Source organism: Jannaschia pohangensis (assembly GCF_900113875.1).
Taxonomy (GTDB): Bacteria; Pseudomonadota; Alphaproteobacteria; order Rhodobacterales; family Rhodobacteraceae; genus Jannaschia; species Jannaschia pohangensis.
On sequence record NZ_FORA01000001.1, the window covers coordinates 192,982 to 207,024 of the forward strand.

Annotated in this window: 11 protein-coding genes and 1 tRNA gene; 5 read left to right on the forward strand and 7 right to left on the reverse strand. The window is 62.8% G+C overall.

What is annotated here, in order from left to right:
• Positions 1-3 precede the first annotated feature (3 nt).
• Genes BM002_RS00905 through BM002_RS00915 form a run of 3 tightly spaced genes read left to right on the forward strand, consistent with a single transcriptional unit; the run spans position 4 to position 4,938 of the window.
• On the forward strand, positions 4-1,518 hold the full coding sequence (locus BM002_RS00905) for a tripartite tricarboxylate transporter permease (protein ID WP_092776342.1): 1,515 nt from the start codon (positions 4-6) through the stop codon (positions 1,516-1,518).
• A complete protein-coding gene (locus tag BM002_RS00910) occupies positions 1,511-3,763 on the forward strand; it encodes a DUF3604 domain-containing protein (RefSeq protein ID WP_139212199.1) in 2,253 nt (750 codons plus the stop codon). Before BM002_RS00905 ends, BM002_RS00910 begins: the two co-directional genes overlap by 8 nt.
• The gene (locus BM002_RS00915) at positions 3,760-4,938 is read left to right on the forward strand and encodes a CaiB/BaiF CoA transferase family protein (protein ID WP_092776348.1); all 1,179 of its coding nucleotides are present in this window, start codon (positions 3,760-3,762) and stop codon (positions 4,936-4,938) included. Before BM002_RS00910 ends, BM002_RS00915 begins: the two co-directional genes overlap by 4 nt.
• 103 nt (positions 4,939-5,041) lie before the next feature.
• Here the strand turns inward: BM002_RS00915 and BM002_RS00920 are convergent, their stop codons facing one another.
• The 7 genes from BM002_RS00920 to BM002_RS00950 form a co-directional block, all read right to left on the reverse strand.
• On the reverse strand, positions 5,042-5,527 hold the full coding sequence (locus BM002_RS00920) for a PAS domain-containing protein (protein WP_175484763.1): 486 nt from the start codon (positions 5,525-5,527) through the stop codon (positions 5,042-5,044).
• A gap of 128 nt (positions 5,528-5,655) precedes the next feature.
• On the reverse strand, positions 5,656-6,012 hold the full coding sequence (locus tag BM002_RS00925) for a roadblock/LC7 domain-containing protein (protein ID WP_092776354.1): 357 nt from the start codon (positions 6,010-6,012) through the stop codon (positions 5,656-5,658).
• A gap of 85 nt (positions 6,013-6,097) precedes the next feature.
• Positions 6,098-7,327 (reverse strand): dynamin family protein, encoded by a 1,230-nt coding sequence (locus BM002_RS00930; RefSeq protein WP_092776357.1) that lies wholly within the window; start codon positions 7,325-7,327, stop codon positions 6,098-6,100.
• Positions 7,324-9,438, reverse strand: a complete 2,115-nt coding sequence (locus tag BM002_RS00935; RefSeq protein WP_139212201.1) for a dynamin family protein — start codon at positions 9,436-9,438, stop codon at positions 7,324-7,326. Before BM002_RS00935 ends, BM002_RS00930 begins: the two co-directional genes overlap by 4 nt.
• Positions 9,439-9,577: 139 nt before the next feature.
• Positions 9,578-10,381, reverse strand: coding sequence for a hypothetical protein (locus BM002_RS00940; protein ID WP_092776363.1), 804 nt, complete (start codon positions 10,379-10,381; stop codon positions 9,578-9,580).
• Between the two features lie 121 nt (positions 10,382-10,502).
• Positions 10,503-11,378: a PcfJ domain-containing protein gene (locus BM002_RS00945; protein ID WP_175484764.1), complete on the reverse strand. Its 876-nt coding sequence runs from the start codon at positions 11,376-11,378 to the stop codon at positions 10,503-10,505.
• Between the two features lie 203 nt (positions 11,379-11,581).
• Positions 11,582-11,671, reverse strand: a tRNA-Ser gene (locus tag BM002_RS00950).
• 111 nt (positions 11,672-11,782) lie between these two features.
• Between BM002_RS00950 and BM002_RS00955 the strand changes: the two genes are divergently transcribed.
• Positions 11,783-12,775, forward strand: a complete 993-nt coding sequence (locus tag BM002_RS00955) for an ArsJ-associated glyceraldehyde-3-phosphate dehydrogenase (RefSeq protein ID WP_092776369.1) — start codon at positions 11,783-11,785, stop codon at positions 12,773-12,775.
• A gap of 21 nt (positions 12,776-12,796) precedes the next feature.
• On the forward strand, positions 12,797-14,002 hold the full coding sequence (arsJ, locus tag BM002_RS00960) for an organoarsenical effux MFS transporter ArsJ (RefSeq protein ID WP_092776372.1): 1,206 nt from the start codon (positions 12,797-12,799) through the stop codon (positions 14,000-14,002).
• Positions 14,003-14,043: the final 41 nt, after the last annotated feature.

Consider the following 14,043-nt stretch of genomic DNA (forward strand, 5'->3'; position numbering starts at 1 on the left):
GGCATGGACATCTTCCTCGCCCTCGGCAGCGTCCTGACCGATCCCGCCCTGATGGCCTGGGTTCTTGCCGCCGCCGTCGTCGGTATGATCGCGGGCGCGATTCCCGGCCTGACCGCCTCGGCGGCGATTGCGATGCTGCTGCCGCTGACCTTTTACATGGAGCCGATTTCGGCGCTCGCGTTTCTGTACGTGATCGGAAAATCGGGCCGCTACGGCGGGTCGATCTCTGCCATCCTCTTCAATACGCCCGGCACCGCCGCGTCGGCCGCGACTCAGATCGACGGCTATCCCCTGGCCCGGCGCGGCATGGCGTCGAAGGCGATGAAGGTGGCGACGATTTCGTCGGTGATCGGCGACTTCACGGGGGACATCCTGCTCATCGTAGGCGTCGGCGCGATTGCCGCCGTTGCGCTGAGCCTGGGTCCGCCGGAACTGTTCGCGATCTACTTCGCGGCCTTCGTCGTGATCGGATCGGTCATCGGCAAATCCATCACGCGCGGACTGGCCTCGGCGGCGCTTGGGGTTCTGGTCAACACGATCGGACTGGACCCGATTTCCGCCAAAGACCGGTTCACTTTCGGCCTGTTCGACCTGACCAATGGCGTGTCGCTGGTGCCCCTGATGATCGGCATTTTCGTCCTGGGCGAGGTCTTTTCCCAGATCGAGCAGCGCAACGCGCCCGTCAAAATCATCGAGGATGCGGACGGGCCCGAGGGAAAGGCCCGCAACCGTCTGACCTGGTCCGAATATCGCCCGTGCCTGCCGCATGTTGCCAGATCGTCGCTGATCGGGTCTTTCATCGGGGTTCTGCCCGGCCTCGGCTCGTCCATCGCGGCGTTCGTGGCCTATGGCGAGGGGAAGCGCCACGCGAAGAACCCCGGGGAATGGGGCCATGGCGCGCTGGAAGGTGTCGCAGCCCCCGAGGCCGCCAACAACGCCGTTTCCGGCCCGTCCATGGCGCCGCTTCTGACCCTGGGCATCCCGGGGTCGACCATCGGGGCGATCCTGATGGGCGTCTTCCTGATCCACGGCATCCAGATCGGCCCGACCCTCTTCATCACCTCGCGCGAGTTGATCTTCAGCCTGTTCGCCTGCGGCCTGATCGGCATCGCGATGTACGGCATCATCGGCTATTTCGGCGCGGCCTGGGTCGGGCGGTTCATCACCCGCATCCCGGTCAAGGTGCTGTATCCGATCATCTTCCTGACCGCCTTCATCGCCGCCTTCGCGTCGCGCGGGAACCTCTTTGACGTGCTGGTCATGGTCATCGCCGGGTTCGGCGGCTGGCTGATGAAGAAGTTCGACTTCAACCCGGCCGCCTTCGTCATCAGCTTCGTGCTGGCGGGCGGCGCAGAGGAGACGTTCCGCCAGTCGCTGCTGCTGTCGCAGAACGGCCTGCTGATCTTCGTGACGCGGCCGGTCGCGCTCCTGTTTCTCGTCGTCGGCGTTGCGGCCCTTGTCTTCCGGGCAAGGACGCTCAACCGGCAAGCAAAGGAGGCTTCGCTGAAAGATGCCTGATCATTCCTATCGCATGGACCTGATGGGTCACGCCGAACTGGTCGATGCCGCCCCGGTCGTGGCCGGGTCGATGACGCATTTCACGCTTGTCTATACGGCCGGCAAGTTCGGCATCGACGATCTGGGGGGCGTCCGCGTGGCGATGCGGACCCATTCGGACATGACGCCGCTGCAAACCACCGACCCCGAGGCGCCGGGCTACCTGACGGTCGAGGCGTCGAACGGTGCGCCGATCGAGTATCGCTTCGACTACAAGCGCAACATCCGCCCTTGGGGCAATTGCATCACGGTGCTCTGCAAGGGTTTCCTGCGGCCTGACGACACGCTGACCTTTCGCATCGGCGACACCCGTCAGGGCGGCCCCGGCGTGCGGATGCAGACCCATTGCGAAAGCGCGTTCCAGTTTCGAGTGACGGTCGATGCCTTTGCCTCGGTCGACTATACCCCGATCCTCGAAGAGCGTCAGCCGACCGTCGCCATCGTTCCCGGCCCCGCAGTGGTCTGGAAGGCGCTTCTGCCGACGCTGCGCCGCCCCGGAGAGCCGTTCCGCCTGATCGTGAAGGCCGAGGATCGGTGGGGTAATCCGAGCGATCAATTCGCCGGAACGCTCAACCTGACCGCGACCCCGCGGATCGACGGCCTGCCGTCCTCGGTCACGTTGGAACGCGGGCAATTCTCGGCCATCGTGAACGACCTTTCGCTGGACACGCCCGGGGACTACGCGGTCGAGGTGTCGGACGGCGACACCCTTCTGGCGACGTCGAACCCGCTGCGCATCGCCGACAGCCCCGTTGCGCATTTCTGGTCCGACATGCACGGGCAGTCCGGCGAAAGCATCGGGACGGGCACGGCGCGGGAATACTTCACATTCGCCCGTGACCGAAGTTTCGTCGACATCACCGGCCACCAGGCAAACGATTTCCAGGTGACGGACGCCTTCTGGGACGAGATCAATTCGCTGGCCGCCGAGTTCAACGTGGAAGGCGAGTTCCTGTGCCTGCCTGGCTACGAATGGTCGGGCAATACGGGTCTCGGCGGCGATCACAACATCTGGTACCGGAGCGAGGGGCGACCCATCTATCGCTCCAGCCGGGCGTTGATTTCGGACGAAAGCCGCCCGGAAACCGACTGCCACGACGTCAAGGACCTGTTCGAGGCGCTTCAGGGCGAGGACGTCATCGTCGTGCCCCACGTCGGGGGACGCTTTGCCGATGTGTCCTATGCCCATGATGCGCGGCTGGAGCCTTCGGTAGAGGTCCATTCCTCCTGGGGGACCTTCGACTGGATCGTCGAGCAAAGCCTGGAGAACGGCCACCGCATCGGCATCGTCGCGGGCAGCGACGGGCACAAGGGCCGCCCCGGTGCCAGCTATCCGGGCGACGCGAAGTTCGGCTCCTATGGCGGTCTGACCTGTCACCTCTTGCCGGAGCTGAGCCGCGATGCCCTGTTCGAGGCGTTTCGCCGCCGTCACCACTACGCCACCACCGGCGCGCGCCTGTTCCTGTCGACCCGTCTGGAGTTCGCAGCGCCCGCCCGCGTCTTCCACCGCAACCCCGATTTCGAGCCGGAGAGCTTCACCCACCAACCCACGGCCATCATGGGCGATATCGTTCGCACCGCAGAAGACACGGTACGGTTCGAGATGGAGGTTTCGGCCCCGTCGCCGGTCGAGAGGGTGGACCTGTTCGATGGCACCACGCTGACCGAGACGATCCGGCCCTTCACGGACGCCGATCTGGGCGCGCGGCTGCGGATCATCTGCAAGGGTCAGGAAACCCGCGGGCGTGGACGTCTGGTCAAGTGGACGGGGCAGGCGCGCCTGACCGGGGCCGAGGCATCCCGGATCGCGGCCGTGAACTACTACAACCCCGACAAGCAACCGCGATTGACGGCCCCCGATGTGATCGATTGGGTGACGGTCACGACAGGCGGTTTTTCCGCCATCGATGTCTGGCTTTCGCGCGAAGACGCGGGGGCCCGGATCGAGATCGAGACCAATCTCGGCACCCTTGCCCTGCCGCTTTCGGATATCGGTCTGGACCTTACCGTTCTGGAGTGCGGGGGCATCGACAAATCGCTTTCGGTCCAGCGGCTTCCGGTTGCCCTTGCCAAGAAGCACGTCACGGTCTCTCGCGAGATCGCGATCCCCGACACCGGGGAACGGGCGATCTTTGCACGCGTCGCGTTCGAAGACGGCCATGTCGCATGGTCCAGCCCGATCTATGTCGGAAAGGACAAGGCATGAGCAGCCCGCTGACCGGCGTCCGGGTGATCGACTTCACCCACGTTCTGGCCGGTCCAGCCTGCGCCTACTACCTTGGCCTTCTGGGCGCGGAGGTCATCAAGGTCGAACGCCCCCTGCGCGGCGACGCCATGCGCCACCGGGGCGGAACCGATCCCGCCCGCGCCGCCCGGGGCATGAGCACCGCCTATGTGACGCAGGCCGCGGGTAAAGCCGCGATCACCCTGGACCTGGAAAGCACGGAGGGCAGGGGGGCGATGCGGGACCTGCTCCGCTCTGCCGATGTGTTCGTGGAGAACCATCGCCCCGCCACGCTCCGCGCGCTCGACCTCGACGAAGGGCGCACGCTGGCGCTGAACCCCCGGCTGATCCATTGCGCGATGACGGGCTACGGGCGTGGCGGCCCGAACGAAGATGCGCCTGCCTATGACGTCAACATTCAGGCGACCTCGGGGATCATGACTCTGACCGGCACGAAGGACACCGGACCGCTGCGCACCGGCGCGCCGATCATGGATTATTCCGTCGCACTGGCCGCCGGTTTCGCCATCGCGGCGGCGCTGTTCGAGCGGGAGAAGACGGGCAAGGGCACCTTCATCGACGTGTCGATGCTCGACACGGCCTATACGCTGATGAGTTCGACGATCACCGACTTCGTGGCGACGGGAAACGTGCCCGCCGCCCGTGGAAACGCCGCCAACAGCCGCAGCCCCGGGGCCGGAAGCTTTCCCTGCAAGGAGGGTGTGCTGAGCCTTGGCGTCAACGAGGAGAGCCAGTTTCGCGCGCTGGCCATCGGGCTTGGCCGGGCCGAATGGCTCGACGATCAGCGGTTTGCGGACCGCCGCATCCGAAATCGGAACGCACCCGCCCTTGAGGAAGCCCTGATCGAGGTCCTGGCACAGCGGACCGCCGACGCGTGGGAAACCCATCTGCTGGCCTGTGGTGTGCCAGTCGCGAAGGTACGGACGTTGCCGGAAAGCCTGGAGACACCGCACAGCAAGGCGCGGGGCTATCTCTGGCAGGATGAGCAGAGCGGGTTGACCGTGCCGGGACTGCCGTTCCGGATCGGTCAGAGCGGTGCGCATCGCCCCCGCGGCACAATTCGGGACCTCGACGCCGATACGGAGACGATCCTCGCGCAGATCCGGCGGGGCGGATCGGAGGAGGGGGCTTCCTAGGCGGTATCTTTGCCGTCGACGGAAGCCATTGCATTGCCGTCGAAAACAGACCTGTCGCGGCGCGACGGTTTCAAGGCGTCGCTGGCCGCCCGCAGGACGACCTTCAGTTGAACCGAAGGGTCTCCAGCCGTGCCATCAGGACCGATTTGACCGATGCACCGACCAGCGCGCCGGTCTCGATCATTTGATTTCGGGCAAGCTCACCGCTGTCGTTGACGGCTTTCAGACCGTTCAGCAATTCTGAGGCATGGTCCTGAAATGCCTTGGCGCGAAAGAGAGCCGGCACCTCGAACTGCGAACCGATGCGGAACAACGGCGTTTCGGTGCTGTCGAAGACCGAGAAGATGTAGAGGAAGTTGTCGAACGCCTCACCGGATTTCCGATAGTTGCGGATCAGGACCTTCGTGTCCCGGTTTGCCGCGAAATCTCCGCGGATGGTGTTGCGCGACGATTTCTGCGTTTCCTTGCCCTGCATGAATCGGCAATTGGCCCCGAGCGCCTCTTTGGCGGAATACCCGCTCATCCGATAGAAGGCTTCGTTGGCCAGGATCAGCGGCTCGTTCGGAAGCCGGGGATCACTGAGCGTCAAGGGAATCTGCGATCCCGAAAAGAAGTCGAAAATAGCTTCGGGAATTTCCAGAGTCATCGGAAGGGGTCCAGCTGCAGGTCGTGAGATCGGCAGACCGGATCAGATACGGTCTGCCAAAGCGTTGTGGATCAGAGAGAGATCTTTTCTTCGGCCTTCTTGACCTGGACGCGGGCCATGCCGAGGTTGGCAGCCTTCTTGTCCAGGGCGACATAGAGGAACACCGTCGGCGTCTTGGCCAGCGGCCGGATCAGGTGGAACTGCTTGCCCAGCGTGATCAGGATGTCGTCGATGTGGTCGTCCAGACCCAGCATCTCGATCGCGGCCAGCTTGGCCTTCACGACTTCGGTGTTCGCAGCGCCGGCCGCGTCCAGGTCGAGCGTACCACCGCCCTCCGATGCCATCATCAGGCCGGTATCGCTGTCGACGAGACATGCACCGATGAAGCCAGCGATTTCGGTGAGGCTGGAAATATCCGTATTTGCCATTTTAGTATCTTCCTTGGTTTCAGGTTTTAGAGTGGGAACGTCCTGTGAATTGTCCTCTGAGACAACAGACCTTCCGATCAGGGTTTCAGTGATTTTGGTCCAATGCGAACCAAGCGCTTTCCGTGAAATCTTCAAGTTCTCTTTCCAACTGCACGATCACCGCATTGACTGGCGCATCGCCAGGCCGTCCCAGGAGCATCGAGCGGGCAAAGACTGCCCGATGATCTTCGGATACTTCTAAATCACTGAAAAACGTGGTGAAAAGATGGTTTAATGTGTCATTAAGATGCTCATTTGAGGATTTTTGTCCTTCATCCGTCCGCAATTCACGGAGGGAAGCGATCATTGATGACACACGCGTGCTAACCGACGTTTCGGATTTCGCGACAGTGGATTTGGTTTTTGCTCTTTTCGGTTTCGCCGTCGCCCTTGTCGTCGATCTGCCGCCCGGCTTTTTCCGGGTGGTTTTTTCGGGCGCTTTCTCCGCAGCGGGGTTGGCGGATTTCGGGGCCGTTTTGGTTTCTGTTTTCGCGGGCGTGACAATTGTCGGTTTAGGTACCTCGCGCAATTCACGGATATCGCAAGCGGTAATTGCCGTGGAAATCGATGCGTTCAATTCCGCAAGGAAAAGGTCGGCATGGCTTGCAACCCATCGATCCAGATCGAATGTCTTGCCATCGGCGGACCGCGCCGCCAGGGCCGACACCGTCGCGATCGGGACGACATCCCGAAAGAATTCACCGGCCTCGCTCCTGCACCGCTTCAGGACCTTTCGAAGTCCGTCAGAGCTTTTGAGCAGGTCGGAACGGGTCAGGGCCATCAGACTGTTCGCCTGCAATTGCGCGGGCATTGCCGTCCACATTGCCTTTTCCGACTGGCGCCAGGCCTGATTGGCCGCGCTGCACCAGATCGCGAAATCGAGGTAGCGGCTCAGAAAGCTGAGGGCCCCCGCGGCCAGTCGCGGGTCCGAAATGCCGGGCGTATCCACGATATCCGTCGTCTTGAGGATCTCGGCAGGCAGCGAAATTCGAAGCAGAAGAACGTTCTTCTCGCCCGCTTCCCGGAATTTGTCGATGTCGAATTCGGTCAGTTGTCCGTCGCGGGTCAGCGCTTGGCCCGTTCGGGTTTCACCATAGGTCAACCAGACCACGGGCATGTTCGTCGCCGTGACCTGGGTCGGCAGGAAATCGTTTCCCAACAACAGGTTCAGGAGAGTTGATTTGCCCGCGCTGTATTCTCCCATCAGGGCAAACACCGGCTTTTGACTGAACCAGGCTTCGAGAATCGAGCGGGTTTCGACGGGAAGTTCGCTCATGAGGTGGCAACCGACCCGGACCGCAGCATTTCCGGTTCGACCGATGGCTGGAACAGCGTTTCCAACTGCGCGACGACATTCTGCAATTCGGCAATGCGATGACGAACCTCGGTGTCGACGCCCAATTGCCGCATTACCTGAAGGCGCTGTGCCTCACCTCCCAACAAGGACAGGTTCTGCAAGGTCCGAATGTGTTCGGACAGGAATTCGAAAAGCTGTGTCCGAACCTCTTTGAGGAATTCGATGACGTAGACGTCTTCCATCTCCTTGAGGGTTCTCTTCATTTCGGTTCGGCTGATCGTTTCGAATTTCTTGATATAGCTGTCCTGATTGAACTTCTGGGCGAACCAGCTTTTGACCCAACCGGTCTGAAAGTCGATCTTCATCGTGCGCATCAGGGATACGGGGGTCTTGGGACTTGCGGATACAGGCGGCGCGACGGCAAAGAGCCTTGTGCTGTCTTCCAGCACCGTCGCGTATATTCTTTCGATTTTTGTGGCGGTCTCCGAGAATACCCTGTCGACCTGACGCGGGGCCGCTTTGACGAATTCGTCATGCGCCAAATTCAGGTCACGCCGCAGCTTGTCGCTGTCCGGACGCCATTCCTTGATGTCCTTGTTTTCGGCCAGATGCGCTTTCAGGCTAGCCTTGCCGGACAGCATGAAATCACGGAATGTCGAAGACATCAGGAACAGCACTTTTTCGGAAAGATCATGGGCGATGACATTGCAGGCCTCGTCCGCCTCTTTCATCGTGTTGTCGAGATCATCGATAAAGGCGTCGAAGTCGAGATCTGCGCGCAGGGACGACGTCGATTTGGCGGCCTGCTGCAAATAGATCAACGACTGCCGCGAGATATCGAGGGCGCGACTGCGAACGGAGTCCAGCTTTGGCCGCCCGACATTCGCGGCACTCTTCTCTGCGAGGATGGCCTGCAATTCATGGAGACCGGACAGATCGAATGTCTTGGTCGCGGCCATTTGTGCCGATCCCGGTTTTGCATCTTCCAGAAGCGTGACGCTGGAGCCGGCGATGCGGGTCGAGCGCGCCACCGCGAATTGGGCCAGGCGGTCTTCGTTTGCCGTATCGATCATCTCTGTCTGACCGGCGGAGGCCAGTTCCGCCCAGGCGGCACTTCCGAACACGATCGGCAATTCGCGCGGCAGGTCCTGCTCTGCCAGAAGGTCGCGGATAAAGGTGTCGATTTCGATGATCTGCCGGTCCGGATCCTCGAGTTCGTCTATGCGATTGACAAAAAGCACCAACTCTTTGTGCTTGAGCGCCAACAGGATACGCAGCAGACCGACATCCACCGTGCTGAACGCCTGGTGGGCGCTGAGAACGACCACGCAGATATCCGTTTCGCTCAGATTGGCGAGGGTCATTGCCTCGCGCAGGAGAAACGGATCATTGACGCCCGGAGTGTCATAAAGAACGGTCGGGAGAGTGTAGTTTTCGTTTTTGATATAGATCTGGGCCGAGCGCGTGACATCGGCATATCGGCCTTCGTTCTGGGCGTCGTCATCACCCAGACAGACGTATTTCTTGATCATCTCGGGCGAAAACCCGAGGAAACTGTGATATCCATCGAGCAGCATGCCGAAGTTGTGCCCAAGGCGCGCCTCTGTGCGGCGCTGCATTGCGGTGACCTGCGCGCGCAGTTCCGCCAGTTCGTCATCCTGGTTGGCACGCCCGGACTGCTCGCCCAATTCGCCATTGACGGTGATCAGGTTCTGCCATTCTTCCCTGGTGAAGAACTTGAATATCGCATTCTTGCCATGCGGCTGCGGGGTATTGATGTGGATCGACGTGATGACCGACGTCCAGGGGTTCACGTCCGACGGCAAGAGATCGGGAATGCCGATCAAGGCGTTGGTCAAAGCGGTCTTTCCGGCCTTGACCTGACCAATCAGGGAAATGCGCGCGGAAAACGCGGCCAGCTCGGATTTCAGGTTCTGGATCGTTGCGGCGGTGTCCGGGTTCGATAGCCGTTCCAGCCGATCCAGGGCGTCCGCAAGTTCCGCCTGGCAGTTCCGGACCAACTCAGCATCGGGGTAATTCACCTTGCCTTGCGGTTTGAGGAATTCTGAGAGTTCTTTGTTTTTGAGCATCACCAACGTTCCAGATTTCGCAAGAGCGCTGCGCCTAGACACATCGTCCTGACGCCGCCCCCAATTTCGGTGCCATCGAGGCGGTCTTCGCAAAGGTTGCACCCGGGGGAAGCAGCGCCTTGGCCCGTGGCCCGGAAGATCATTTCAGATTGAAGGACGCGTATCCTTCGGATGATGTGGTCCCGGTCAGGATGACCGAATTGCTGTCCGACAGGACGGAAATGGACGAGGTCTCCCGATTGCGCCCGAGGAGTCCCGCAGCGATCGCCGACAGGGCCTGCACGGTCGCGAAATCCGATCCGGCAGCCGACGCAAGCGGCCATCCGTCGGCATCGAAGACGAATTCGCCCGACCCCGACTCGTCCGTGACCTGCGCCAGCAAGTCCGACAACGTGAACGGCGGGGCGTCTTGCGGTCCGTCATCGTCGGCAAGGGTGTATCGCACGGCCTTCTTCCCGGTACAGGCCTTGCGCAGGGCCGCAACAAAGGTCGCCGGGTCCGTGAAATCCCCGTCAAACCGCAAGGACCCATCCGCGACGGAAATCGTCCCCTGCGCCTGCGCCAGTTCGAAGGCAAAGGTCCGGGGCAGGACCGATGCGTGAAGCCTGCTGACAACCGCCCAGAACGCTCGCCGGAAACGATCGTCGCTCGGCAATTTGAAAGATGTGCGATGGTCGGGTCGCGCAGGCGCGAGCGTCTTGCTCGATGCGCGCATCAGGCCGATGTTCAGCGTGTCCTGCGCCTCGACGATCAAACCGCCGGTCGCGGCCGCCAGATGCACGCGTCCGTCGGACTTCAGCATCATGATCGACGCCTTGCCGAGGCCTTGTGCGGCCGTCCAGAGGGCGAGCGTTTCCGCGGCGGCAGGGGCATGGTCTGACACGTCGTCCTGCCCGATGCAGGGGCGGAGTTCGTCATCGACGTAATGAAACGCCGCGATCACACCTTTGATGGGTGGAACAGGCCAAGAAGAGACATCGGGCACGTTGACCACCCGGAATGAACAAACGGCTACTGATCCGGTTATGATCGTCCAAAATGGCAGAAATATGCGAAATCATCCGCTAACTGGGGCAAGAATGTGACCGCAATCCCTGGCTGCGCTCGAATTCCCGTTGTGCCTGCAATGATGCCGCGAGACATTCGGCGGAAACCTGTGAGTTGGCAAAGCCGCCCAGTTCGCGGTCGCCGGAGCGTCCGAACCTGAGCGTTGCCCGTTCTGCCCCGGTGCAGGCCATCACGACGCAGGCCCCGCGCCGTGCATCCTCGCGAAAGGTCGCGACGCAGTGGCGCTGCGTCTTCCCTTCGCGCACTAGATCGCGGTCCGAGGTCAGTCGCGTGAAAACGTAGTCGCCGACGGTGACCGTATATGCGGGCGCCCATGTCCCGGAGTCGGCGTCATTGATGGCCAGGCTGACCGCCCGGCGATCGTGTTCACGCTTGAGCCGTTTCAGGCTCCACCCGTCGCGCGGCGCGCCCCCCATCTTGATCGTATCGCGATACAGCATCGACACCTGAAGAAACCTGCCGACGTCGGCCAGGCGCGCCGCATAGCGCGCCGTTGGCCAGTCGACCGCATTCCGGCAGGACCGCAGATGCGTCTGCGGCACGGTGACGATCTCGTCCCACGCCGCTCCCCCTTCGAACCGCAGCCAGATCAGGACCCGACGGAAATTCACGTCCTCGTCGGCATGGTGGAGCTTGCGCCAGACGTGTCTTCCCAACTGCGCCCGGATCTCGGCGACATCGACCCCCAGAGCCAGGATGATGGGGACAAGCTGCTCCAGCCCATCCCGCCGCGCGGCAAGCACCGCGTCATGGAGAAGGGATAGCCTGCCCGCGAAAAAGCTGCGGTGCTGCCCGCACAGGCGGGAATACCATTCGGGTGGCGACAGAGGCTGCTGCACCTCGACCCCACGCGTGTCGATCGGTCCTGTCATGTTCATCCCCCACAGATGATTGGCAAATCCTGCGACAGAAACCGACCTTTGGCAATGACGCGCCGATCCAGGGACCGTCGGTCCACGGCATCGACCCTGGGTTTGCCTCATTTTTGACCGCTCGCCCGATCCGCCCGGAACCGATCCACGGACACCGGACCCCGTGCCGCGGGGGAGGCGAGATCGGGTTTGCACTGTGCAAGTGGCGGGGGCGGTGGGATTCGAACCCACGAGACGCTTTCACGCCTGCCGGTTTTCAAGACCGGTGCCTTCGACCGCTCGGCCACACCCCCGACGCCCGCGCTCGCTACACCGCCGTGCCCGGCTTGGGAAGGGGGCGCGGGTCTGTCATGAAGCTGTTACGTCCCGGCCTTAGGCGCGGGCACAGGTGGACGGGGACGGACATGAAAGTATTTCTCAACGGTTTGGGGCGGATCGGAAAACTGGCCTTGCGCGATCTGCTCGAGACGCCGGGTCAGGTCGAAATCGTGGGCGTCAACGATGCCATGGGCGATGCCGAACAGCACGCGCTCCTGATGGAATTCGACAGCGTTCACGGACGCTGGAGTCGCGCCTGCCGGGCCGAGGACGACAGGCTGATCCTGGGGGACGACAGCATTCCCTTGACCACCAACAGGCGGATCGAGGATCTGCCGCTGGAGGGCGTCGATCTGGTCATCGACTGCACCGGCGTCTTCAAGACCGCCAGGACGATCGCCCCCTATTGGGACGCCGGTGTGTCCCGCGTCGTGGTGTCGGCGCCGGTCAAGGACGCGGATGCGCTGAACCTCGTCTACGGGGTCAATCATCACCTTTATGACGGGTCGCAGCGCCTTCTGACGGCGGCCAGTTGCACGACCAATTGTCTGGCCCCGGTGATCGCCGTCCTGCGCGAGGCGTTCGGCATAAGGCACGGCAGTTTCACGACTATTCACGATGTGACCAACACGCAGACCATGGTGGACCGGCCCCACAAGGATGCCCGCCGCGCGCGGTCTGCCCTCCTGAACCTTGTGCCGACGACGACAGGGTCGGCCAAGGCGATCATGGACATCTTTCCCGACCTCGAGGGCCGTCTGATGGGCCATGCGGTGCGGGTGCCCTTGCTCAATGCCTCGTTGACCGACTGTGCTTTCGAAATGGCACGCGAGGTCACCGTGGAAGAGGTCAACGCAGCTTTCCGCACCGCCGAGGCCGGGGCGATGGCGGGTATTCTGGGGCTGGAGGATCGGCCGCTTGTCTCGTCGGATTTCCTCAACGAGCGGCGGTCTGTGGTGGTCGACGGGCCGTCCACGCTGGTGGTGCAGGGCACGCATCTGAAGCTCTATGCCTGGTACGATAACGAGTTCGGATATGCCGCGCGACTGGCCGATATTTCACGTATGATCTGTGGGTGACCAACGGGTGATCCAAGGGTGATGCAGGCCGGACCATCTCTGCGCGGCTATGCGGCCGTCACGGGCGCCTATTGGGCGTTCATGCTGACCGACGGGGCGCTGCGGATGCTCGTCCTGTTGCAGTTCCACCGCCTCGGGTTCACGCCGGTCCAGCTGGCCGGGCTGTTCGTCCTCTACGAAGTCGCGGGGATCGTCACCAACCTGACGGCCGGCTGGCTGGCCGCGCGTTTCGGGCTGGCGGCGACGCTGATCGCGGGGCTGGTGTTGCAGGTCGCGGCGCTGGTCGCATTGGCGCAGTTCGACCCGGCCTGGGCGGTCGCCACCTCGGTCGCCTTCGTGATGCTGGTGCAGGGCGCGTCGGGGGTGGCCAAGGATCTGGCCAAGACGGCCTCGAAATCGGCGGTCAAGCTGCTGGCCCCGCCGGGGCAGGGGTTGTTCCGCTGGGTCGCCGCGCTGACCGGATCGAAGAACGCGGTCAAGGGCGCGGGGTTCTTCGTTGGCGCGGCGCTTCTGGGCGGAGTGGGCTTTGCGCCTGCGCTCTATCTCATGGCGTCGGGTCTTGCCCTCATCCTGGTCGCGATCGTCGCCTTCCTGCCTGCGGGCCTGTCGGTTCGCGACAAGGGCGCGCGGATCACCCAGGTCTTCAGCCGGGATGCCCGGATCAACTGGCTGGCGGCGGCGCGGCTGTTCCTGTTCGGGGCGCGCGATGTCTGGTTTGTGGTGGCCCTGCCGATCTGGCTTCAGGCGTCCCTGTCGGCGGGCATGCCGCCCGAACGCGCGTTCTTTTTCACCGGCGGGTTCATGGCGCTCTGGATCATCTTTTACGGCGCGGTGCAGGCGGGGGCACCGCGCGTCGTGCGCGGGGCGGCGACCTCGGCGCTGACCTGGGTGCTGATCCTTGCGCTTGTGACCGGGGCGCTGGCGATGACGGCGCTGCTGACGCCGGGCTGGACGCTGGTCATTCTGGGCGGGCTTCTGGTGTTTGGCGCGGTGTTCGCGGTCAACTCGTCGCTCCATTCGTTCCTGATCCTCGACTATGCGGGGGCAGGGCGGGTCACGATGGATGTGGGGTTCTACTACATGGCCAATGCCGGGGGGCGTCTGTTCGGGACGCTGATGTCAGGCGTGATGTATCAGCTTGGCGGCCTGCCTGCGGCGCTGGCGGCGGCGACCGCGATGCTGCTCCTGTCGGCGGGGGCGATGACCCGGCTCCGGGCCGCAGGCTGAGCGGCAAGCCGCCCAGGTCTCACAGTTTCGTGCCTTGCAGG